Below are 22,693 nucleotides of genomic sequence, written 5' to 3' on the forward strand. Positions count from 1 at the left end.
TCACCACCAGGGCGGGCGGTACTCGGGCTCGTCCTCGTCCTCGGCCGGTTCCTCGGCCGCCCACCAGGCCGGACGCGCGGCGGGCTCGGGGGCGGCGGGCTCGGCGAGCGCACTCCGCCGGAACGCCTCCCACGACTCGTCGTCGAAGTCCTCGTCCTCGGACGCGGCAGGCACCTGGACGTGCGACTCGGTGACCGACGACGCCCCCGAGGGACCGGCACCCGCCCCTTCTCCCCGCGCCGTCCGGACGGCCTCCCCCGAACCCGACCACGGGGACCTGCCGGGGACCCCGGCCGAAGACCCGGACGCCTGACCGTCAATCCCAGCCCCACCCTCACGCGAGACCCGCTGATCCTCCCGACCACGCGACTCACCCGAAGCAACACGCACGTCGCCCGAAGACGACCCGGACCCAGCAGAGCGCTCGCCATCCGAGGACGGTCCGCCGCGCGACTCGTCCGGAGCAACACGCGCGCCGCCCGAAGACGACCCAGACCCAGCAAAGCCCTTGCCTGACGACGGCTCAGCGCGCAACTCGGACGCAGCAACGCCCCCGTCACCCGAGGGCAGCTCGGACGCTGCGAAGCGCGCGTCACCCGAAGACGGCTCAACGCGCCGCTCGTCCGGAGCAACGCGCGCGCCGCCCGAAGGCGGCCCCGACGCCGCGAAGCCCTTGCCGCCTGGCGACGGCTCGGCGCGCAGCTCGTCTGGAGCGACGCGCGGGTCGCTCGGAGGCGGCTCTGGGGCGCCGCGTTCGGCGTGGAAGGGCTGGGTGGAGCGCGGGTCGGCCGACGGGGGTTTCGGGGTGGTGTGTTCGGTTCGGAGGGGTGGGTGGGGGCGTGTTTCGGCCGGGCGTGGCTTCGGTGCGGTGTACGCGAGGGGGGTGGCGTCGTCCGGCGGTGGGCCGCCCACCGTGACCGCGACGGGGCGCGGAGACGGGGCGGCGTCGGGGTGGCGCTGGCGCCAGCCGAGGACGAGGCCCGCCAGGACCAGCACTCCCCCGCCGCCGAGGATGCCGTAGACGAGCGTGTTGGAGTCGTGGACCGGCGCCGCCTCCTCGGCCGCCGGAGACGACGACGCCTGCGGCGACGGCGGCGTGCCGCCCGCCCCCCGGTTCAGCCGGGCCGCCGCCGCCAGGGCGCGCGCCGCGTCCAGCGGGCCCGCGCAGCGCGGCGAGCCCGTCGGGCGGCCGGGGCGCGCGGGCGCTCCCGTCACGAGCGCCTGCCGCACCTGGTCGGGCGTGAGCCGCGGATACCGCGACCGGACCAGCGCCGCGACCCCGGCCGCCATCGCCGACGACGGGCTCGTCCCCGTCCCGACGACGTAGCCGCCGCCCGCGTCCGCGCTGACGATCTCGACGCCCGGCGCGCACACCGCCACGTACGCGCGGCGGCTGCTGTCCTTCCAGACGCGCCCGCGCTGGTCCAGCGCGCCGACCGCGATCACGCCCGGATACGCCGCCGGGAAGTTCTTCCGGTTCGCCCCCGCGCCGTCGTTCCCGGCCGACGCGATCAGCACGACGCCCTTCGACTGCGCGTACTTGATCGCCTGCTCCTCGGCGGCGCTGCCCTCGTAGTAGAGCTGCCCGCCGCCGAGCGACATGTTGATGACCTGCGCGCCCTGGTCGGTCGCGTACCGGATGCCCTGCGCGACCGCGTCCCGGTTCCGTGCGGCGGGGCCGCCGCGCCGCATCGGGTCGTCGTTCTCCCACGTGACGCGGATCGACAGCACCCGGCTCTGCGGCGCGACGCCGATCACGCCGTTCCGTCCGCCGGGACCGTTGCCGCGCCCCGCGATGATGCTGGCCATCGACGTCCCGTGACGCCCCCAGAACTTCGTGCCGGGACGCCGCTCCCCGCCGGTGAGGTCGGGCCCGGTGAGGACGCGTCCGGCCAGGTCGCGGTGGCGGCGGTCGACGCCGGTGTCGAGCACGGCGACCGTCACGCCCGCGCCGCGCGAGTACTTCCAGGCCCGGTTCGTCCGCAGCGACGCCAGATGCCATTCGCGTTCGCGGATCTGGTCGGCGCGGGCGCGCAGCACGGAGTTCGCGGACGCGCCGCGCACCTGCGCGGGTCCGTCGCCGTGCGGCGCGAGCGCCAGCGGAACGGCGACGGCGGCGGTCAGCGTGAGGACGGTCAGCGCGCCGCCGACGCGGACACCGGGCGTCACCGGTGCGCGGTACGGACGGGGACGCCGGACACGGTGACGTGCCTTGCCCACGCGCGCACCTCCTCCCGGCCGCGAGCCCCGGGGACCTCCCCGGCCCGCCGAGCACGGGGCACACATTGTGCCACGCCGTTCCCGACCGGCCCTCGGCACCTTCCCGGCACCGGACGGCTACGCGCAGGACCCCATCGGCCGGTCGCAGTGGACGAGGTCGCCGCCCAGGTCACGGCGGACGCCGTCGACCAGTTCACCGGGTCCGGTGACGAGCCAGTTCGGCCCGGTCAGGACCGCGAACGGGCCGGTGTCGCCGAGCGCGCTCTGCGCGACGCCCGTCCGCCAGCTCTGCGCCGTCTCCTCGGCCGTCATGCCGAGGTCGGACGCGAGGACCGTCCCGGCGACGTACCGGCCCTGGAAGCGGCACTCGACCCGTTCGGCGTCGTCGTCGCACTCGGTGGCGCCGTGCCTGCGCAGCACCTCGGTGATGGCCGTGGCATCGCGCTGCGCCGTGGCGCTCGCGACGGGCCGCGCGCCGTCGCCGCCGCCGGGGCCGAGCACGAGGAACGCGGCCGCGCCCCCGGACGCGAGCACGGTGGCGCCCACGGCACCGGCGACGAGGATGCGCTGGGATCTCATTCGCACCAGCATGCCGTACCCGTCGGTAACAAGAGCCGTCCGGCGCTGTTAGCCCGCCCACGTCAGTGACCACCGACGACCGCGCATCCGGGCCCCGCGCGAAGCCCGGATGCGCGGGGTCATCAGACCGCGCCTGCGCCCGTCAGCGAACGCACCGACAGATCGTCGTGCTTGTCCGCGTCGGGCTTCTCGCGGCTGAGCAGGGTGCCGAGCACCGCGCACAGGAATCCGCACGGGATCGACACCAGGCCCGGGTTCTCCATCGGGAAGACGTGGAAGTCGACGCCCGCCGGGAACAGCGACAGGCTCGCGCCCGTCACCGGGTCGACCTTCCCCGACACCACCGGCGACAGGAACACCAGCACCAACGAGCTGGCCAGCCCGCCGTAGATGCCCGCGACGACGCCGACGGTGTTGAACCGCTTCCAGAACAGCGACAGCGTGATCGCCGGGAGGTTCGCCGCCGCCGCCATCGCGAACGCCAGCGCCACCAGGAAGGCCACGTTCAGGTTCTTGGCGATGACCGCCAGCACGATCGCCAGCGTCCCGATGAGGAGCGCCGACAGCCGCGCCACCGCCACCTCCTGCGACTCGCGCGGCCGGCCGAGCATCAGGACGTGCCCGAAGAAGTCGTGCGCCAGCGACGTCGAGGACGCCAGCACCAGCCCCGACACGACCGCGAGGATCGTCGCGAACGCGACCGCCGCGATGAACGCCAGCAGGATCTCCCCGCCGAGCGTCCCCCAGAAGTACTGCCCGACCGCCTGCGCGAGCTGCGGCGCGGCCGTGTTGCCGGCCGGGTCCTGGGCGACGATCGCGGCCCGCCCCACCAGCGCCGCCGCGCCGAAGCCCAGCGCCAGCGTCATCAGGTAGAACGCGCCGACCAGGCCGATCGCCCAGTTCACCGAGGTGCGCGCGGCCCGTGCGTCCGGGACGGTGAAGAACCGCGTCACGATGTGCGGCAGGCCCGCCGTGCCGAGGATCAGCGCGAGCGCGAGGCTGAGGAAGTCGAGTTTGTTGACGAGCGTCTGCCAGGCGTCGCCCGGCACGTCCTTGCCGTACTTCAGCCCCGGCTGGAGGAACGCGTCCTTCTGCCCGCTGGCCTCGGCGGCCGACCCCAGCAGCGAACTCGGGTTGAAGCCGAACCGCGCCAGCACCAGCCCGCTCAGCACGACCGCGCCGCCCAGCAGCAGCACCGCCTTGATGATCTGCACCCAGGTGGTGCCCTTCATCCCGCCGAACATCACGTAGAAGATCATCAACGCGCCGACGACGATGATCGTCATCGTCTTCGCGGTGGCCGCGCCCATGCCGAGGAAGTTCTCCCCCGGCTGGATGCCGAGCAGCAGCGACACCAGCGCGCCCGCGCCGACCATCTGCGCCAGCAGGTAGAACACCGACACGGTCACGGTCGAGATCGCGGCGGCGGTGCGCACCGGCGGCTGCCGCATCCGGTACGACAGGACGTCGGCCATCGTGAACCGGCCCGCGTTGCGCATCAGCTCCACGAACAGCAGCGTCAGCAGCCACGCGACGAGGAACCCGATCGAGTACAGGAACCCGTCGTAACCGGACAGCGCGATGATGCCCGCGATGCCGAGGAACGACGCGGCCGACATGTAGTCGCCCGCGAGCGCGATGCCGTTCTGCGGGCCGGAGAAGACGCGCCCGCCCGCGTAGAAGTCGGTGGCGCCGCGCGTGTTGGCGCGGGCCCACACGGTGATGCCGAGCGTGATGCCGATGAACGCCAGGAACATCACGAACGTCAGCGCGCGTCCCCCGGCGACGTCCGCCGGGGTCGTCGCCATCAGCCACCTCATCCCAACCACCCCGCGTCGGGCCGGACGGTGCCCGTCCAGCCGCCGTCGCGCGTGCGGCGCTGCTCGGGGCCCTCCTGGGCGCGCGAGCCGAGTTCGACGGTGCGGTCGGCGGGGCCGTGCGGGGGGTGTTCGGCGTCCTTGGCCTCGGCGGCGGCGGGCTGCGCGTCGCCGGGGAGGGGCAGGGCCGGGATCACCTGCGTCCGCGTCGTGTCCTCGTGGGCGGCGGGACGGCGCGGCGGGGTCGGTTCGATCGTCTGCTCCGTACTCGGGGAGGGGACGGCGGGCCGTTTCGCGTGCCGGGGGGCCGGAGCCGGTCGCTCGGCGCCCTCCTCGACCGCGCGGCGGGGGGCCGGGGCGGCCACGGCCGGACGTTCGGCGCCCTCGACGGCCGGGCGGGCGGGGCGCTCGACGGCGGGGCGGGCCGCGTCCTCGACCATCGTGCCGCGCCGGGACGCCGCGACCTCTGCGCGGCGGGCGGCGGCCTCGACCGCCGCCGGACGGCGCGGATACGGGGCGCCGCTCTCGGCCTCGGCGCGGAGCTGCACGGCGAGCGGGTCGATCGACCGGCGCGAGTAGAACGTGTAGCCCCAGGCGAGCACGAACGTCGAGACAAACTGGAGGACTCCGAGGACCAGCGCGACGTTCACGTTCCCGGCGACCGGCCGCGCCATGAACCCCCGCGCGAACGCCGACAGCAGCACGTAGACCAGGTACCAGCCGAGGAACGACCCGACGACCGCGAGGGCGAGCCGCCGGAACCTCCGTCTCAGCAGCAGGAACCTCTCGTCGCGTGCCATGAGCGCGTAGCGCGTCCCCGGCCGATGCCGGGCCCGAGCACCGTCGCGGCGCTCGGGTGGCCGCGAGTCCCAGACCATCCGGCCCTCCCTGATCTTGTGACCCTGTGTAGTGCTGACATCACTATGAGATCAAAGATTGGTGGCCGGTACCGCCCGCTTGGCGAGAATGGAGGAAAAAGACTTCAGAGCCAGGTCAATATGGCCTCGCAGCCAGCCCGAATAGACCGATTGATTGGGACAAAAGCCGAACTAAACGGCGAATACTGCTACCGACCGGGGAATCGCGCCTTACCCGAAGGCGGACTCCCCGGACGGCGGCCCGCCCGAGCACGGACGGTCACGCCCCGGGCCCGCCGATCACGGGTCCGTCCGGCCACAGCCGGACGAGATCGTCCGGCGTCAGCGGCTCCCGGTACGCGGTGCGCAACACGGCGTCGGCCGTCCCGGCATCGGCCTCGGCGAGCCGGACGAACCAGTCGGCCCCGGCCGGATACACCCACAGGTAGGACCGCAGCAGCGGGTCGTCGCGCCGGTCCTTGACGACCTGCCGCCCGATCTTCCCGTCCCACCAGGGCATCCACGCCAGCATGTCGGCGGCGGCCTCGTCCACGGACGCCCCGGCGTTCACCGCCAAATGCGACCGGGCCCGGACGAGCTGGACGAAGTGGTCGAGCCGCGTGCGCGCGACGAGCACGGCGTCGTCGGGCAGCAGGAACAGCGGCAGCGCCTGCGCCAGCCCCTCCAACATCACCTGGTAGAGCGCATGCACGGAGAACACCCGCACCCACGGCACGTCCTCCCGCGCGGCCCGCGCGGCGAGGCTGACGCTCTGGAGCCCGTGCCCGAGCACCTCGTGCAGCGCGAACTGCCGCGCTCCGGCGGCCGTGAAGTCGATGTGCGGCAGGTTGAGCCGCAACCGCACCTCGTCCCCGGCGCCGTCCAGCCAGTACGCCCAGTAGACGTCGTCGACGGCGACGCTCTCCATCGTCAGCCGGTACGCGGCGGTGCTCCCGGTGGCGGCCCGGACGACCGGTTCCAGCTCGGCGACGGCGTCCCGGATGGCGTCGGGCGCGTCACCCACGTCCAGCCGCCCCTCGACCTCCCGCAACTCCCGGTTGGCCCCCTCACCCCAGGCGACACCGACGGCGTCCAAGGCCGCCCGAGCCTCCCCGGCGACCCGATGCAGGTACTCGTCCGACCACCCCGCGACCCCGCACCCCTGCGTGGCCCGCACGTATTCGTCCAGAGGCACCCGAGCCCCGAGCAACGCGTCCAGATAGGCGACGTCAGCGTCGATCCGAGCAAGCACGGCCCCCTCAGCGGCCCCCCGAAGCCCGACAAGCCGCTCCCGCACGACCTCCCGAGAGATCCCAGCGACCTCCCCACCGGGCACACAGTCAAAATCGACGACGGCCTGCCCGCCCACGCTCCGCTCGAACGCATCCCACCCACGCACGAGCCCCTCGACATCATCCCGAACACCCATCCCCCGACCCTAAATCCAGTTACGCACCCCACCCCACCCCCCGGTACGCTGATCCAGACCAAGCACGACCCCGCCTCCGTAGCTCAGCCGGCCAGAGCAGCCGCCTTGTAAGCGGCAGGTCATCGGTTCGAACCCGATCGGAGGCTCATCCCGTCTCTGAACTGCACGAACACCGTCCCACGATGGTGGTGCAGCAGTGCCGAAGCACAAGTCAGAGGCCGCCTTCCCCATCTCCCGCCCGGTGGGGAACGCTGCGGGGCATGGGGGCGACTCCCACACCATGGGGTCCTCCGCCGTGCCCGACATCAGCTCCTTCGAGCCCGAGATCGTGTCGTTCCGCCGCTACCTGCGGGCGACCAACAAGTCCCCCAAGACGATCAAGATCTACACCCAGGCGGCCGAGAAGTTCGCCCGCTTCCTGGTCGCCCAGACCGACTGCACCCAGTGGATGGACGTCGAGCAGCGTGACGTCCAGGAGCACACGATCACGATCCTGGAGGAGCACTCCCCCGGCTACGCCTCGAACCAGTTCAGGACGCTCCAGGCGTTCTTGAAGTGGTGGGCCGACGAGGAGGACCTGCCCAACGTCATGCTCGGGATGAAGGGGCCGATCGTCCCCGAGAAGCTCGTCCCGGTCATCTCGATGACCACCGTGCAGGCCCTGCTCAAGACCAGCGAGGGCAAGTCGTTCGTCGCCCGCCGCGACATGGCGATCCTGCTGGTCTTCATCGACTGCGGCCTGCGCCTGGGCGAGCTGGTCGGCCTCAAGGTCAACGACATCGACTTGGAGATGAAGGTTCTCTACGTCACCGGCAAGGGCCGCCGCTCCAGGGCCGTGCCGTTCGGCCACCGCACCGCTATGGCCCTGGACCGCGACCTGCGCGAGCGCTCCAAGCAGAAGCTGGCCCACCTGGACTCCCTGTGGCTCGGCACGCAGGGCGAGGGTCGAGGTGATCTTGCCGATCATCACCAGGTCCCCGTGACGCGGGGCCGAGGCGACGAAGATGAGCCTGCGTAGAAGCGGGGACACCGTCTTGCCCGAGCGGATCGAGCCGGTCGCGATGTTGATGCGCGCTTCGCTGTGGGCAACGAAGTCGATCTGCCTGCGGCTGAGGGGTGGGGCGTACAGGAGAGCCGACATGCGCCCTCCGCTCACTCCTGTACGGCGACCGCCTTGAGTGCCTCACCGAGCTGGCCGGCATCGAGCGGGCGGTGTCGGTACCGGTGTCGGCGTCGTGCAAGTCGAGCTTGAGATGCTTGTCGAGCAGCAGGCCGGGCGCCCGGACGTAGGCGAGCTGCTCGTGCGGAGGCGGGGTGTCCAGCTCGTCCTGCACACGCCGCCCCTCGCGCCCCACGTACTCGATGCGCCGGTAGCGTCCCCAGATCTGGGCACGCAGTCTCTCGACGTCTCCCAGGAGATCGTCGGCGAGCTGCCTGCGCCGAGCCTTGGCATCGAGCTGTGCGGCAGCCACGGCTTGTGCGGTCTGGGAGCGATCGAAGCTGAGTCCCATCTCTGCGCAGTGCCGGGTGATCGTCTTCACACTGCGACCCAGCTCCCGCGCGATGGCGTTCCGGGAGCGACCTTCGGCATGTAGCGCACGCATCTGCTCACGCTCCACCTCAGTGACCGGAGTGCCCGCCATCGGCCACCTCCGTGCGTGTGAGGGCGAGGATCGACTGATTGGCAGGGGAACCAACCGGTTCCAGCTTCTTCGAGGACGAGGACCAGTAGCTTGATGCCGTGACCCTGAACAGACGCCCCGTTCGGGGGCGGTATGAACGCGTGAGGCACTGGGGCCGCCAGGTCGCGACGCTCTTGGTCGTGTGCGGGCTGGTGGCCATCGCGGTCGTCTTCCGCAAGCCCCTCGGCGAGCTGAAGATCGACCCCTGGATAGCGGTCGTCTTCCTCGCCCTGGTGTTCCATCAGCCGATCGCTGACCAGATCCGCAATTTGCGGACTCTGACGACTCCCCTCGCAGAGCTTGAGTTCAACGAAAAAGCGCGCGAGCTTGCGCAGGAGGCCGACGAGGTCATCCCTGACCCGCCGAGCGAAGAGATTTCAGGCACCGACGAGACGCCCCCTGCCGATCATCGGCGTGGTGAGCAGTCTTCTGGGACTCCTGCCACGCCGTTGCCTGTACCTCCGCCGACGGACGCGGTGCCTCCGGTCCTGAGAGCGGACGGACCGCGTGACTACGCCCTGGAGTACGAGACCGCGACGCGCGAGATCTTCGCCGCGCACTACCGCATGGCGGCTGACCACCCTGCCTATGCCGTGATCAAGACGAGGGCGACGCTCAACCGGATCGCGCGACGGGCGTTGCGGGCTGGAGGGATGAAAGTTCCGAACAAGATCTCGCCCGTTTCCCGGCTGCCCGATCTTGTGGAGCAGGGCGTGGACCCCCGTGCCGTCAATATGGCACGTGAGGTGATGCAGTTCGGCAACGCGGCCGTTCACGACGACATCAGCATCTCGCCAATGGCGGCGATCAACTACATCAGCGCCGCTGAGAAGGTCGCCCTGACGCTGGTCTACTTCATCGCGTCCAAGGAGCCCGTGAACGGGATGCGCGCGGCCGCTTGGCTCTACTGAGGAGCGCTTGACTCAGACATCAGTAGCCATCCTGATCATTGTCGGTGCAACGAGTCCGCTGGTCAAGCGGCGGATCGACGCGCTTTGGCCTCGGCCTCCAGGGCGGCCTGCTCGGTGTAGCGGTACCGGCCGTCGGCTCCGATCATGACGGGCGTGAGCCATCCCCGGGCGGCCCAGCAGCGGACCGTCCGGGGAGAGCGGTGTACGACGACTACGTCCACATGAGCCTCCGGCCCGGCCGCGACGTTCCCGATCTCACCACGCCGGAGATGCGGCGCAGGGAGTGCGAGATCATCCTGGACCTGGCTCCGGGCTCCCTCGGAGGAGCCGAGTAGCCGTGTCGCCACGGCGGTGATCCCGGCCTCGGCGGCTACTGGTCCTGCCCGGATCGCCGCGCATGGGACGCGATGGACGCGGAGCACATCGAGGCCGGGCGGTATGTCCTACGCGCCGGACGGCGGATCGGTACCCCCGAGGAGTGAATCGCGGGGCTGAGCGTGGACGAGCGCATGACGCTCTGGTCCCGCTACGAGATCGACGTCCTGAATCCCGCGTCCACCACCCTGCGGCACGGCGTCATCTACGGTGGCGACGCCGTGCGCCAGCCGGTCGTCGTGGTGGCTGGCACCCTCTACGAGGCTCGCTGGCTGACCGTCCACGAGGCAGCCGAGGAGGACGGCGGGGACAGTCTCCTGATCGCCCACGAGGACGATGCCGGCACCTGGTACACGCTCGTCGGCCTGCGGTAGGCATCTGCCCCCGGTGACCGCCAGCGACGGGGACTCCGTACGTTGTACGGAATTTCACTCATTACCGCTTTGCTCGGTAGATCCCTACGGATGATGGAACGAAAATCGTGATTCGAGTACCCCTGGCGGAGTCCAGGTGTGGTCCGGAGAGCTGGATCAGGAGCAGCGCCCCGCCTCGGAGCGCCCCCTCGGGTGGCCTACACCGCCGCGAAATTCCAGTGGGTGCAGCGGCAGCTCGCCACCATGCCCCGCCTGACCCATGCCCAGGAGGCGCAGGGGCGGAGGATCAAGCGGGACCTGGCGAGGCAGGACTACTAGTCCACCCAGCTCCAGTCCTCCTCCTCCACGGGGTAGTCGGGCGTCAGCTCCAACCCAGCGGCTACCACCTCGTCTGCATCACGAAGCTTCAGCCCGCAGGCCCCGCAACCAAAAGTAGCCACCTGAAGGAATCTGCGCCCCCCGTGGTACACGGTCATGTAGCCGCCCTCTCCATCAGACACGTGCTCGACATCGACATCGACATCCTCGGTACCGAAGCAATACGCTTCTTCGGACCCGCAAGCCGGACAGGTGACCTCGATCTCGTCCGTGCGATCGGTCAGTTGCGCCCATGCCTGTGCGTGCCGGGACTTGAGAACGGCCGCATGGTGTTCTCCGGGAATCTTCTCCATCAGTTCGTCGAAATCGTGCTTGGCCTTAGCGATCCGCCGTCTAACCTCTTGCTGCACTTCGTTAAGGGTCTCTGAGATCATCGACTCAACCAAGTCCTTGTGACGGCCCCAACGATCGTCTCCGACCTGAAGCGCGTCGTATATCTCGTTGCTGAGCCGGAGGTAAGCGGAGAGCAGCTCTCGCGTCGCGTTCGGCTGGAGGTAGCCGACGTGCACGATCCCGTCCCGGACGTCGATGAGTTGCTTAACCTGATCCTGGGGAACTTTGAGTCCGCGCATCAACGACTGAACCCGTTCGACGGCGGTACGGCCGCTGATCGTACGAGGCCCCTTGCCTGGGTCTTTGGCCTTAGCTCTGTGGCCGGTGAGATGGAGCAGCGAGTCGAGCTGTCCGTTCTTGATGTCCATGAGCAGCGCCGGGTGCAGGTCACACAGGTACGCCTTGCACAGGTGTTCCAGCCCGATGGCCGCGTTGGTAAGGATGACCTTGGTGTCTTCCTCGGTGTATGCCTTGAGCGCCCGGTCGGCGAAGTCCTTCGCCGACGTCAGGAGCTGGTCGCGATCGACGGTCGTCACCTGGAAGACGGTAGTGATCACCAGGGGGTGATCACTACCGTCCCCAGCAAGCTGGGGAGCGTCACCGCCACCTACGCCGACCCGCCACACGCCCCACACTGCGGAGCGTCCGGAAGCGGTACTGACTCAGGCGGGCGTCCGGGGAACGGACGCGCGGGCGAGCAGCTTGAACGCCCCGACGTCGGTCATGGACGGCATCTCCGCCCTGCACGCCCGGCCGGGCGTGACTCACTGTCGGTCTGTCCGGAGGAGCACCGGGGAAGCCGTCACGGCTCGAAGATCCGCTACTCAGATGCCGCTTTTGATCTTCCCCCGAATCCGGGGGAATGGGTTCTCGATCCGATGAGATTCTTTCCCCAGATATCTGGTGAACGAGAGGCCGCTTGTGCCATCCTGGGGGCTCCAGATCCCCTGTCCGTGCAGGTCAGGGTGCTGGATGAGCCCCGATCCCGGACTCCGCCTTGTAAGCGGCAGGTCATCGGTTCGAACCCGATCGGAGGCTCCAACCCCCTCTGACATGCGAGAACACCCCAAGCGGATCACCGTCCGCAGGTGTACACCGCTCGAACAGAGGAAAACTTTCCGTTCTTCGCGGCGGCGTCCGGCGTGATCCACAGCGTCGGCACAGCGGACGGGGCCACCGAGCAGGACCAGCCGCGCGCGGTCATCTCTCCGCCCAGGACGCGCAGGTAGGGCGCGGCCGCCACGCGGCGGCGCACCCGGACGAACCAGGTGACGAGCGCTTCGATATGGCACAGGGACCCAAGCATTCCGTCAGTGTCGCCGGCGTCATCGTGGACGAGCACAACCGCGCCCTGCTGATCCAACGTCGCGACAATGGACGCTGGGAAGCACCCGGCGGAGTTCTCGAACTAGCCGAAGACGTCATCACCGGCCTCCGCCGTGAGGTCCGGGAAGAGACCGGTCTGGAGATCGCCCCGGTCCGCCTCACCGGCGTCTACAAGAACATGAGGCAAGACATCATCGCCCTGGTGTTCCGCTGCGTCACCACAGGCGGAACACTCTCGGCCACCGAAGAGACGCGAGACTTCCGGTGGGTCACCGCAGCGGAAGTCAGCACGATCGCCACCGAGGCTTTCGCCGTTCGAGTAAAGGATGCCCTCAACTCCCCACACGACGTCTCGATCCGGCAGCATGACGGGACGCACTTGCTCGGTTAGCCTGGCTAGCCCGATCTCCGCATGGCCAGCGGAGAAGGCCCCTGACCAGTACTAACGCCCGGTAGGAGCCTTCTTCGGTGGTGGGGCTGGGTTCAGGGGGTGGTGCAGAGGGCGTGGGCTAGGACGCGGCCGGTGTGGAAGCGGGCGCCCCAGCCTGATGCGTCGCCGGTGGGGACGTTGGCCTCGACCATGTCGTAGGCGGTGCCGCCGTTGGCGAAGGCGCCCTCGCCCTGGTAGCCGCCGCCGATGGCGTTGCTGCCGGACGGGCAGCGGGCGATCGCGTTTTCGCCCGGCTCGGACAGGGGGCTCTTCGCCACGGTGATCGAGGCACCGGACTCGCAGCGCGCGTGGGCGATGACGCGGCCGGTGTGGAAGCGGGCGCCCCAGCCCGTGCCGTCGCCGGTGGGCGTGTTGGCCTCGACCATGTCGTAGACGGTGCCGCCGTTGGCGAAGGCGCCCTCGCCCTGGTAGCCGCCGCCGACGACCTTGCTGCCGGACGGGCAACGCGCGATCGCGTTCTCACCCGGCGCCGACAGGGCGCTCTTCACCACCGTGACCTTCGCGTCGGCGGCCTGCGCGGTGGTGGCGCCCACGGCCGCCGCTCCGCCCAGCACGAGGCCGGCGGTCGCCAGGATGAGCCGGTTCTTCTTGTCCATGGGTGCCTCTCGCTCCGTGCCGACGCCCACGATCGGCAACCACCGGGACACTACAGAACGTCATTGACCGAACGCAAAGAGTTCTAATCCGTGCGCGGGTCAGCGGGAGCGGTGGTGGTGCAGGGCCAGCAGGGCGGTGTAGGTAAGGGCGAAGGCCGTCCAGGACAGGTAGAGGCCGTGCAGGCCGTAGCCCAGGTGGACGCCCAGGAGCCAGGCCAAGGGGATGAGGACGAGGTAGTCGCTCGCAATCGAGGCGATCATGACCGCGCGGGTGTTGCCTGCGGCTCTCAGAAGGGCGGCGTAGGTCATGGCGACCACCATGGGGAGCATGCTCAGCAGCGCCCAGGGGGTTGCTTGCCAGGCTTGGTCGGCTACGGCCGGGTCTTCGGTGAAGAGGGCCGGGAGGGTCGTGCCCGCGAGCAGGATGAGGGCCGACGGGATCGCCAGCATGAGCAGGAGGAGGCGGGTGCCTGTGCGGCGGCGGGACTCGGCTTGGGCCGGGTCGGCTGCGCCCAGGTCCTGGCCTGCCAGGATCGTCGTCGCCGTTGCGGCCGACGCCAGGATCGTGAAGACGATGAGCAGCAGGTTGTCCACGATGCGGTAGGCGGCGAGGTCGTGGGTGCCCATGCGGGCGGCGAAGCCGGCGATCAGGGCCTCGTTGACGTAGCCGACGCCCATCGTGCTCATCTCCGGCCAGCCGATCGTCCACAGGTCGCGGGTGACGCCGGGGGCGGCGTCGGCGTTGCGTGGCAGGCGCGGACGGGCGTAGAGGAGCAGGAAGGCCGTCCCGGCGGCGGTGGCGAGGAGGGTCGCGGCGGCCGCGCCGGGGACGCCCCAGCCGACGTGGAAGATCAGCAGCAGTCCGGCCGGGAGGTTGACGGCGTTGACCAGCAGTGCCGTGTACATCGCGGCCCGTGTCGCGCCGACGCCCGCGCACGCCCCCTGGAGCGTGAACGACACGGCCGCGAACGGCACCGCGAACGCCAGCACGCGCAGGTACGCCGTCCCGGGGCCGAGCAGGTCCCCCGACGCGCCCAGTACCCGCAGCACCGGCGTCGCCAGCACCCACAGCAGCGCCCCGACGACGGCCCCGGCCGCCACCGACGTGACCACCCCGACCCGCACGACCTGCGCGACCTCGCCGGGCCGTCCCGCGCCGTGCCGCTGCGCCACCCGCACCTGCACGGCCGTCGCCCAGCCGCGCACGACGACGAGCGCGACCAGGTAGACGGGCGCGGCGAGCGCGAACGCGGCCAGCGCGCGCGTGGACAGCCGACCGAGCAGGATCGTGTCCACGACGTTGAGGACGATCTGCGTCAGCCCCGCGACCATCAGCGGGTAGGCCAGCGCCCACAGCGGCCGCATCCCGGGCGGGGCGCGGTCCGGCAGGACGGTTCCGGTCACAGCACCGCCCGCGCGGCTTCCAGCAGTTCGACGTCGCGGTCGAGCAGGATGAGCGTGTCGACCCGGGACTCCTTCCACGCGTGCAGCCGGTCCACCATCGCGGGCAGCGGCCCCGACAGCGCGACCTGGTCGAGGAACCGGTCGGGGACGGCGGCGATCGCGTCGGCGCGGTGCCCGGCGGCGAGGTGGTCGCGGACGGTCGTCGCGGCGCCCTCGAGGCCCATCTGGCAGGCGACGTCGAAGTAGGTGTTGCGGACGCCGGGCGCGCTCGCCCCGACGAGCTGCGCGAACAGCGGGCGCAGCAGGTCGCGGCCCTTGGCGGCGTCGTCGGCGCGGGCGACGTAAAGGATGGGGCAGATCGCCACGTCGGCGCGGTCGCGTCCGGCGCGGGCGATGCCCTCGTCCAGCGGTGCGGTCAGGGCGGTCTCGTGTTCGGGGGCGTACAGGCCCGACAGCCAGCCGTCGGCGATCTCGCCGGTGAGGGCGACGTTGCGCGGGCCGATCGCGCCGAGGAACAGCGGGACGCGGGGCCGCAGCGGCTCCATCTCCGACCGCACCGGCCGCGCCCGCCCGGTGGACCCCGGCCCCCGGTACGGCAGCGTGTAGATCTCGCCGTCGTGTTCGACGCGGCGTTCGCGGGCGACGGCGTCGCGGACGATCGCGACGTACTCGCGGGTCCGCCGCAGCGGCCGATCGTAGGGCTGCCCGTGCCAGCCCTCGGTGATCCACGGCACCGACAGCCCGAGCCCGAGCTGGAACCGGCCGCCCGACAGCACGTCCAGCGTCATCGCGGTCATCGCGGTGGCGGCGGGGGTGCGGGCCGGGATCTGCATGACGCCGGTGCCGAGCTTGATCCGCGAGGTGACGGCGGCGAGGTAGCCGAGGACGCTGACGGCGTCGGGCCCGTACTCCTCCACGCTCCACACCGAGTCGACGCCGATCTCCTCGGCGCGCCGGACGACGGGCAGCACCTCCTCGATCGGTTCGCCGCCGTAGCCGAGGGCCAGCCCGAGTCGCATGTGCTCCCTTTCGGTGGGGGTGTCAGGAGAACGGCAGCGGGTGCCGGACGAGCGCGGTCTCGGCGCGCCCGGCGGTGATGCGGTCGCCGCCGAGGAAGGGGAAGGCGGCGGGGGCGTTGCAGGTCAGGCCGGGCACCAGGACGCGGACGACGCGCAGCCCGGCGGCGTGCGCCTCGGGCGTGGACAGGTCGACGCCGATCACCGGCCGCCCGGCGAGGACGCGCAGGTAGTGCGGCAGTCCCGCGCCGGACGGGGGCGGCAGCGGCGGGCCCGGGTCGCGCATCCGGTCCAGGCGGGCGTCCTGCATCCGGGGGTCGAGGTAGACCTGGACGTGCAGGCGGACGTCGTTGACGTCGCGCCAGTCGGGCCGGAAGTCGTCCAGGTACGCGCGGTCGGCCCGGTACGCCCGGTACGGACGGTGATCGGTGCGGGCGGCGCGCCAGAAGGGGCCGTCGCCGTCGGAGAGTTCCAGCGCGGTCTCGTGCATGCCGATCGCCTCGGTGAACGCCTTGGCCGCCGCCTCCGGCGCGGTGGCCCGGCAGGCGCTGCCGAAGCCGACGAGCCGCCGCGCGGGGTCCTCGACGAAGACGCCCGCGACCAGGACGTCGAACGTCGAGGGGACGCGCAGGAACGTGACCCGCAGCCCGGCGCCCCGCGCCTCGGCGACGGCCGCCGCCAGCGGCCCGCGCGGTTCCACGCCGAGCCGCGCGCCGCGTGCGCCGCTCGCCCACCACAGCGTCACCGCGTCGCGTTCGAGGACTTCCTCCAGCGCGGCGCACCGCGCCGCCTCCAGCGAGGTCGCGGCGGCGGTACCGGCGAGGACGGGGTAGTTCGTGGGTGGTTCGGCGGCCCGCGCGCCACGGAAGTAGTTCACGTAGGCGAGCGAGGCGGGCACCAGGATCTCGCCGTCGTCGGCCAGGTCGCGGCCTGCGGCCCAGGCGATCTCCAGGTCGCGCGTCAGCGGGACGAACGGGAAGCCGCGCTGGGCGTGCTGCCGCGCCGAGTACAGCGCGAGGGACGCCGGATCGGCGGCCGGACGGCCCGCGCGCACCAGCGCCCGGTGCGACGCGACCGGCAGCCCGGCGGGGACGACGTTCGCGCAGAACCGTTCGACGGCCTCGCCCACGGCCGCCGCGCGGGCCTGTCCGTGGTCGCCGAGGGCGGCGCCGCCGGTGACGGCGTCCACCGATCGGAACCGCTCCGCCGGGTGCGCGCTGTAGGAGACGAGCGACGGGACGACCGGCACCCGCGGCCGGTCAAGCACGACGCGGCCGACCAGATCCGGAGGGGCGGCGGGACGCGGCATCGTTCTCCTCTCGGCGGCGGGGCGGTGCGGGGACGGCGCCGGGCGCCGTCCCCGCACCTGCCGGTCAGTTCTCGTCGCGCTCGTCGGCGCTGTCGTCACGCCACTCGAACGGGGCGTCCACCGCCGGCGTGTGGGACTTGAGCCCCTGCTGCGGCTCTTCGGGTTCGACGAAACCGTGGTGCGCCATACGCGTCCTCCTTCGGTCCGCACGGACCCGCGTCGCCGCGAGGTCCATGCATTTGCGAACACTTCGCGAGAAGCCTAGGCATGCCCGGCGCGAAAGGTCAACGCCTTCGTTCGGCGCCCTTTTTCAGGAGCGAACAGTCTTCGCATTTCACCCCGTCCGGAACCCGGTAATACAGGCAGCAACTCGTACTGCGCAGGAATCCCAGTTCCGGTCCGGTGATGGCGCCGGTTCCCGCCAGCCGTCCCGTCTCCAGCAGTTCCCCGGTGAGCGGGACGAGCCGGTCCCGCGTTTCCGGACGGGCCGCCAGCAGCGCCCGCGCCGCCTCCACCAGAGCGGACGCGGCGTTGCCCGGCGGCAGGCGCGGCGCGACCTTGACCCGCAGTCCCGCCACGAGCGGTTCCAGATGTTCGACCACCACGACCCGGTACAGCACGTCCGCGACCTGCGTGTTCTCGTCCACGAAATGACCCGCCGCGACGGGCAGCCGCAGGGTTCCGTTCGCGTCCGAGCGCTGGAGGGCCGTCAGGTCGGGCACGACGCCGTGCAGGAGCGCGGCGGCCAGAACCGGCGACCACAGCCGCGCGGCGTGGCCGAGATGCACCATCGAGGCACCGATCCGCAGTTCCTCCGTGCCGTACCGCCGCGCGGTCGCGGTGACCAGGTCGTGCATTCCACCGGCATAGGAATCGTGGACGGGATGCCATCCCGCGTCCGGTCCGCCGACGGTCACGGCGAAGAAGGCGCCGAGGCTCGCGACATCTTCGAGAGCCGCGGCGACGGACGCGCCGGAAGCCTGCCGTAGCGAAGTCACGTTATTCTCATTCTCCCGTTCTGGCGACGGACGCCGTTTGGCAGCGGTGAATTCTCCCGTCCGCTTCCGGAAGGGATATCGGCCGCTGTTTCGGGCGGAATACCGGTGTCTCATCCCTCCTTGCGCAGGAAACCGGGCGGTGGCAGCAGGACCACCTGTGGCCTGCCGGTGCGGGGGTGTTCGGTCACCTCGGCGGTGACGCGGTAGACGTCCGCGAGCAGGCCGGGGGTCAGGACCTCGCCGGGCGGCCCGGCGGCGACCAGGCGACCGGCGGACAGGACGCAGATCCGGTCGCAGAAGGCCGCGGCGAGGTTGAGGTCGTGCAGCGCGACGACGGCGGTGACGCCCAGCTCGCGGACGAGCCGCAGCGCGTCGAACTGGTGGCGCAGGTCGAGGTGGTTGGTGGGTTCGTCCAGCACCATCGTGCCGGTGCGCTGCGCGAGCGCGCGGGCGATGAGCACGCGTTGCTTCTCGCCGCCCGACAGCCGGTCGAACGGGGCGTGGGCCAGGTCCGCGACGTCCAGGGACGTCAGCGCGGCGTGGATGACGGCGCGGTCGTCGGCGTCGTCCCCGGCGAAGGCGCGCTTGTGCGGGGTGCGGCCCATCGCGACGACCTCGTGGACGGTCAGCTCGAAGTCGCCGCCGGTCTCCTGGAGCACGGCGGCGAGCCGGCGGGCCAGCCGCTTGCCGGGCATCCGCCACACGTCCTCGCCGTCGAGCAGCACGCGGCCCGACGTCGGCCGCAGCGCCCGGTAGAAGGTGCGCAGCAGCGTCGATTTCCCCGCGCCGTTCGGGCCCGCCAGCCCGACGACCTCGCCCGGACGGACGTCCAGGGACACCCGGTGCACCAGGGCGCGTTTCCCCACGACCACCGACACCTCTTCGGCGCGCAGGGCGGCGGGCGCGTCGCGTCCGGCCGTCACCGGGCCGCCCTCCGGCGCATCAGCCAGAGGAAGAACGGGCCGCCGACCAGCGCGGTCAGGATGCCGACGGGGATCTCCTCGGGCGCGATCAGGGTGCGGGCGGCCAGGTCGGCGGCGATGAGGAACGACGCGCCCAGCAGCGCGGCGGCGGGCAGCGCGCGGCGGTGGTCGGCGCCGACCAGCAGCCGCACGACGTGCGGCATGATCAGGCCGACGAAGCCGATCGAGCCGCTCACCGCGACCATCGTCCCGACCATCATCGCGACGAGCGCGAACATCCCGGCCCGGAACCGGTGGACGTCCAGGCCGAGCGCGGCGGCGGCCTCCTCCCCCGCCAGCAGCAGGTTCAGCGGGCGCGTCAGCCCGAGCAGTACGGCGAGGCCCAGCAGTACCGCCGTGGCGGGAATCCACAGCGTCGTCCACGAGGTCCCGGCCAGGCCGCCGAGCATCCAGCGCAGCGCCGACTGCGTCTTGTGCGGGTCGCCGGAGGTGACGACGAGGAAGCTCGCCAGCGCCGACAGCACCTCGGCCATCGCGACCCCCGCGAGGACCAGCCGCACCGTCGTCATCCGGCCGCCGGACCGCGCCAGGAGGTACACCGCGACCAGGGCGGCCAGAGCGCCGAGGAACGCCGCGCCCGGCAGCGTGAACGCGCCGAACACCGACACGCCCAGCACCAGGACCAGGACGGCGCCGACCGTCGCGCCCGACGAGACGCCGAGCAGCATCGGATCGGCCAGCGGGTTGCGGACCAGCGCCTGCAACGCCATCCCGCAGACCGAGAGCCCGGCGCCCACCACGGCGGCCAGCAGCACGCGCGGCAGCCGGACGTCCCACACGATCGTCTCGCGCACCGGCGACCACGTCGGATCGGCCAGCGCGGGATGCAGCCGGTACGCCAGGATGCCCCAGACCTCACCCGCCGGAACCCGGACCGACCCGGCCGCGACCGCGGCGGTCACGGCGACGAGCAGCAGCGCCGCGAGCGCGACGAGCACGAGCGCGTAGGACGTCCGCCGGTGCCGGACGGGCGCCGCCCGCGCGTCCTCGGCCTGGACCGGGACGGTCACCGGAAGCGGTCGGGGTGAAGCTGCCGCGCGAGGGACTCCACGCCCGCCGGGACGCGCACGCCGAGCACGGTGGACGACAGCGGCAGCACCGCGAACCGCCGGTTCTTGATCGCCGGGACGTCCTTGAGCGCCGGGTTCGCCAGCAGGAACTTCTTCTTGTCCGCGACGGGCTGGTCGCCGTAGTCATAGATGACGATGACCTCGGGCGCCCGGTCCGCGACCTGCTCGAACGACACGTCACCGAACGGCTTGCGCACGTCTGCGAACAGGTTCGTCCCGCCCGCCAGCTTGATCATCTCGTTGCCGATGCCCGTGCCGCCCGCGGTGAAGGCCGTCTTGTCGCCGCTGTCGTAGACGAAGACCTTGAGCGGCGTGACGCCCTGAACCTTCGCTCGCGCCGCGTCCAGCACGCCGTGCAGCTTCTTGATCTGCTCCTCGCCCCGGCTCGCGACGCCGAAGATCTTCGCGACGTTGCGGATCTCCTGGTCCATGTCGGGGATCGCGACCGGGGCGGACGCGCACTCCTCGATGTTGAGGTAGGACTCGATGCCCGCTTTCTTCAGCGCCGCGCGGCCGCGCCCCTCCTTCTCCTCGAAGGTGCTGGCGAAGCCGCCGTAGGCGAAGTCGGGCTCGGCCGACAGCAGCGTCTCGAAGGAGGGGTACTCCTTGGCCAGCACCTTGATGCGGTCGTAGGCGGCGCGGTACTCGGGCAGGATCCGGTCGTCGAGGTAGGCGGTGGCCACCAGGGACTTCTCCAGGCCGAGCGCCAGCATGACCTCGGTGGCGTGCTGGTTCAGCGCGACCGCGCGGCTCGGCGGGCGCTGGTAGGTGGTGGTGACGCCGCAGTTGGCCAGCGTGACGGGATAGCCCTGCGCCGCCGGTGCCCCGGCACCGGACGTGCGTCCGTCACCGCCTCCGCATCCCGCGACCAGCAGGATCGCGGTGAGGGCCGCCGCAAGCGGCCGCCTGGATACTCTCGCCATGGAACGGGGGTCCTCTCGCCGGTCTCCGCGGGGTGGGGCGGCGTGAGGGGACGAGAGGCGCCGGGCGACGGGGCCGGGCGCACATGGCGGCATGCCAAGGCACTCTCCTCTCTGGGGAGATCCGCCCCAGTTTCATCGAGGAGGCGACCGCGTGAGTCTCCTGGCTCTCGGGTCGACGCTTCCCCCGGCCTTCCCGCCCGTCACCGGGCCGTGGCCGCGTCGGGAGTCGCTCACCGATCACAGTGGCGGGACCGCACCGGATTTCCACCGGTTTCCTCGTTCCGCCGTCGCCTACGGCAGCCATCATGACATAACGACCAAAGCGCGACCATCGGTCAGGTGGCCTTACCTCGGGCGATGTGGAGCCGCATGGTCGTGAAGTCGAGGGTGATGTTGTACGGCTTCCAGAAGGCGTGGGCGAAGTGGCCGATGGCGTCGAAGCCCGGACCGTAGGGCCAGGGGACGTTGACGGGCATGGTCGGGTCGGTCTCGCAGTAGACGGAGCGGGCGACGGCGTCGCCCAGGCGGATCTCGCCCGGGTAGCAGGGGTAGGTCGTCGTCGGGTGGCTGTGCGCGAACGTCTCGATCGGGCGGTCGCGGTCGGTGCGGACGCGCAGGCGTTCGGCCACCTCGCCGGGCATGCCCGCCGCGATCTCACCGACGCCGCCGAAGTTCACGCCCATCACGCGGGGGCCGGACCCGGCGATGGAGCCCACGCTGGTGACGTCGTGGTCGCGCGACAGCCAGATCGGCAGCGGCCGCCCGCCCGTCCGTGCCGCGTCGGCGCGCGCCCTGCGGGCGGCCTCCGACGCCGGACGGCGCAGGATCAGCGACCGGCCCGCGTAGTCGAACGTGGTCAGCAGGTGGTAGAAGACCCACGTGCCGATCATGCCGTCGCTGTCCGTGCCGACGTCGGCGCCCGACTCCGTCGCGGACCAGCCCACCGGGACGTTCCGCAGCTCGATGCCGCCGAGCGTGAACGAGTCCAGCACCCCGTAGTAGGCCCAGATGACGGTGCCCTCGAACTCCGTCTTCTCCTGGTACACGGGACGCAGCCCGGCCTCCCGGGCCAGGGAGGCCGACACGCCGAGGTTCGGGGCGCCGGTGTAGAAGGTGAAGCGCTTCGGCGGCCCGCCGTTGACCGACGCCATGACCAGCGGGAACGGGTCGAGCTGCGTGAACGGCACCCGGCCGACGTCGCCGTGGACGCGGTACGGGGCGCCGCGCACCGCCCCGAACCACGCGGCGTAGGACGCCTCTCCGGCCGCCCGCCAGCGCGGCACGGAGAGGGCGAGCTTGTCCTGCCGGAGGTAGCAGTCGGCCAGCAGCGCGTTGGTCTCCTTGTCGTCGGGCGCCAGTCCGAGGGCCGTCGTCAGGTACTTCTCGGCCTCGGGGAACCGGTTGCCCAGCAGCCCGATGTAGCCGCGCTGGCGGGCCGCGCGCAGATCGGCGGGGTCCTTGCGCAGGATCGCCTCGTACGCGCGGGCCGCCCGTCCGAACTTCCCGGCTTTGAACAGGGCGTCCGCGTCACGGGTGTCGGCGTGCGCCGCCCTGCCCAGCAGCGGGGCGGTCGCGGCGGCTCCGGCCGCCACGGCCGCGCCCCGCAGCAGGGAACGCCGACCCCATCCTCCGTCTTCGGCCACGGCCGTCTCCTTCGTGCGC

At 71.6% G+C, this 22,693-nt stretch carries 22 protein-coding genes, 1 tRNA gene, 1 pseudogene and 1 riboswitch; of the genes and pseudogenes, 6 read left to right on the forward strand and 18 right to left on the reverse strand.

Annotated features, from left to right (window positions below):
* The 5 genes from C229_RS33115 to C229_RS0122550 form a co-directional block, all read right to left on the reverse strand.
* Entirely contained in the window at positions 1-2,169 is a 2,169-nt protein-coding gene (locus C229_RS33115; RefSeq protein WP_169513860.1) for a S8 family serine peptidase, read from the reverse strand.
* A 168-nt stretch (positions 2,170-2,337) separates the two neighbouring features.
* A complete protein-coding gene (locus tag C229_RS0122535; RefSeq protein ID WP_051109057.1) occupies positions 2,338-2,799 on the reverse strand; it encodes a hypothetical protein in 462 nt (153 codons plus the stop codon).
* A gap of 122 nt (positions 2,800-2,921) precedes the next feature.
* A complete protein-coding gene (locus C229_RS0122540) occupies positions 2,922-4,607 on the reverse strand; it encodes a solute symporter family protein (RefSeq protein WP_018657378.1) in 1,686 nt (561 codons plus the stop codon).
* Positions 4,608-4,615: 8 nt separating this feature from the next.
* Entirely contained in the window at positions 4,616-5,494 is an 879-nt protein-coding gene (locus tag C229_RS35545) for a DUF485 domain-containing protein (protein WP_155884993.1), read from the reverse strand.
* A 259-nt stretch (positions 5,495-5,753) separates the two neighbouring features.
* Entirely contained in the window at positions 5,754-6,668 is a 915-nt protein-coding gene (locus C229_RS0122550; protein WP_240487371.1) for a hypothetical protein, read from the reverse strand.
* 306 nt (positions 6,669-6,974) lie between these two features.
* On the opposite strand from C229_RS0122550, the gene C229_RS0122555 reads away from it, so the two are divergent.
* Positions 6,975-7,048 (forward strand) — tRNA-Thr (locus C229_RS0122555).
* 134 nt (positions 7,049-7,182) lie between these two features.
* On the forward strand, positions 7,183-7,920 hold the full coding sequence (locus C229_RS31465) for a tyrosine-type recombinase/integrase (protein WP_018657381.1): 738 nt from the start codon (positions 7,183-7,185) through the stop codon (positions 7,918-7,920).
* Between the two features lie 511 nt (positions 7,921-8,431).
* Here C229_RS31465 and C229_RS36095 read toward each other — a convergent pair.
* Positions 8,432-8,545: pseudogene (locus C229_RS36095) on the reverse strand (helix-turn-helix domain-containing protein); the annotation flags it as partial.
* Positions 8,546-8,643: 98 nt separating this feature from the next.
* Here C229_RS36095 and C229_RS0122570 point away from each other — a divergent pair.
* The 3 genes from C229_RS0122570 (at position 8,644) to C229_RS0122580 (ending at position 10,244) form a co-directional block, all read left to right on the forward strand.
* Positions 8,644-9,495 (forward strand): hypothetical protein, encoded by an 852-nt coding sequence (locus C229_RS0122570; RefSeq protein ID WP_155884995.1) that lies wholly within the window; start codon positions 8,644-8,646, stop codon positions 9,493-9,495.
* A gap of 200 nt (positions 9,496-9,695) precedes the next feature.
* Entirely contained in the window at positions 9,696-9,830 is a 135-nt protein-coding gene (locus C229_RS35850; protein ID WP_018657384.1) for a hypothetical protein, read from the forward strand.
* Between the two features lie 174 nt (positions 9,831-10,004).
* Positions 10,005-10,244, forward strand: a complete 240-nt coding sequence (locus C229_RS0122580; protein ID WP_033424693.1) for a hypothetical protein — start codon at positions 10,005-10,007, stop codon at positions 10,242-10,244.
* A 314-nt stretch (positions 10,245-10,558) separates the two neighbouring features.
* On the opposite strand, the gene C229_RS0122590 is transcribed toward C229_RS0122580, so the two are convergent.
* A complete protein-coding gene (locus C229_RS0122590) occupies positions 10,559-11,491 on the reverse strand; it encodes a hypothetical protein (RefSeq protein ID WP_155884996.1) in 933 nt (310 codons plus the stop codon).
* Positions 11,492-12,030: 539 nt separating this feature from the next.
* Complete coding sequence (locus tag C229_RS34460; RefSeq protein WP_169513859.1) at positions 12,031-12,297, reverse strand: hypothetical protein; 267 nt, start codon at positions 12,295-12,297, stop codon at positions 12,031-12,033.
* Between C229_RS34460 and C229_RS0122600 the strand changes: the two genes are divergently transcribed.
* On the forward strand, positions 12,241-12,672 hold the full coding sequence (locus tag C229_RS0122600; RefSeq protein WP_018657391.1) for an NUDIX hydrolase: 432 nt from the start codon (positions 12,241-12,243) through the stop codon (positions 12,670-12,672). The two genes, C229_RS34460 and C229_RS0122600, sit on opposite strands and share 57 nt — an antisense overlap.
* 92 nt (positions 12,673-12,764) lie before the next feature.
* Here the strand turns inward: C229_RS0122600 and C229_RS31470 are convergent, their stop codons facing one another.
* The 10 genes from C229_RS31470 to C229_RS0122650 all read right to left on the reverse strand — a co-directional run bounded on the left by C229_RS31470 (position 12,765) and on the right by C229_RS0122650 (position 22,674).
* The gene (locus C229_RS31470) at positions 12,765-13,328 is read right to left on the reverse strand and encodes a hypothetical protein (RefSeq protein ID WP_018657392.1); all 564 of its coding nucleotides are present in this window, start codon (positions 13,326-13,328) and stop codon (positions 12,765-12,767) included.
* A gap of 99 nt (positions 13,329-13,427) precedes the next feature.
* Positions 13,428-14,732, reverse strand: a complete 1,305-nt coding sequence (locus C229_RS0122610) for an MATE family efflux transporter (RefSeq protein WP_018657393.1) — start codon at positions 14,730-14,732, stop codon at positions 13,428-13,430.
* A complete protein-coding gene (locus tag C229_RS0122615; protein WP_018657394.1) occupies positions 14,729-15,751 on the reverse strand; it encodes an LLM class F420-dependent oxidoreductase in 1,023 nt (340 codons plus the stop codon). The genes C229_RS0122610 and C229_RS0122615 overlap by 4 nt, the downstream gene beginning before the upstream one ends.
* 22 nt (positions 15,752-15,773) lie before the next feature.
* Positions 15,774-17,057, reverse strand: coding sequence for a YcaO-like family protein (locus C229_RS31475; protein WP_018657395.1), 1,284 nt, complete (start codon positions 17,055-17,057; stop codon positions 15,774-15,776).
* Between the two features lie 64 nt (positions 17,058-17,121).
* Positions 17,122-17,244 carry a hypothetical protein gene (locus C229_RS35855; RefSeq protein WP_018657396.1) on the reverse strand — a complete coding sequence of 41 codons (123 nt, stop codon included), beginning with the start codon at positions 17,242-17,244 and terminating at the stop codon, positions 17,122-17,124.
* Between the two features lie 97 nt (positions 17,245-17,341).
* Positions 17,342-18,055: a (2Fe-2S)-binding protein gene (locus C229_RS0122630; protein WP_026314061.1), complete on the reverse strand. Its 714-nt coding sequence runs from the start codon at positions 18,053-18,055 to the stop codon at positions 17,342-17,344.
* Between the two features lie 110 nt (positions 18,056-18,165).
* The gene (locus C229_RS0122635) at positions 18,166-18,978 is read right to left on the reverse strand and encodes an ABC transporter ATP-binding protein (protein WP_018657398.1); all 813 of its coding nucleotides are present in this window, start codon (positions 18,976-18,978) and stop codon (positions 18,166-18,168) included.
* A complete protein-coding gene (locus C229_RS0122640) occupies positions 18,975-20,048 on the reverse strand; it encodes a FecCD family ABC transporter permease (protein WP_018657399.1) in 1,074 nt (357 codons plus the stop codon). The genes C229_RS0122635 and C229_RS0122640 overlap by 4 nt, the downstream gene beginning before the upstream one ends.
* Positions 20,045-21,031 carry an ABC transporter substrate-binding protein gene (locus tag C229_RS0122645; RefSeq protein WP_018657400.1) on the reverse strand — a complete coding sequence of 329 codons (987 nt, stop codon included), beginning with the start codon at positions 21,029-21,031 and terminating at the stop codon, positions 20,045-20,047. Before C229_RS0122645 ends, C229_RS0122640 begins: the two co-directional genes overlap by 4 nt.
* Positions 21,032-21,168: 137 nt before the next feature.
* A riboswitch (cobalamin riboswitch) is annotated at positions 21,169-21,345 on the reverse strand.
* A 21-nt stretch (positions 21,346-21,366) separates the two neighbouring features.
* Positions 21,367-22,674 carry a tetratricopeptide repeat protein gene (locus C229_RS0122650; protein ID WP_155884998.1) on the reverse strand — a complete coding sequence of 436 codons (1,308 nt, stop codon included), beginning with the start codon at positions 22,672-22,674 and terminating at the stop codon, positions 21,367-21,369.
* Positions 22,675-22,693: the final 19 nt, after the last annotated feature.

Source organism: Actinomadura flavalba DSM 45200 (assembly GCF_000374305.1).
Classification (GTDB): Bacteria; Actinomycetota; Actinomycetes; order Streptosporangiales; family Streptosporangiaceae; genus Spirillospora; species Spirillospora flavalba.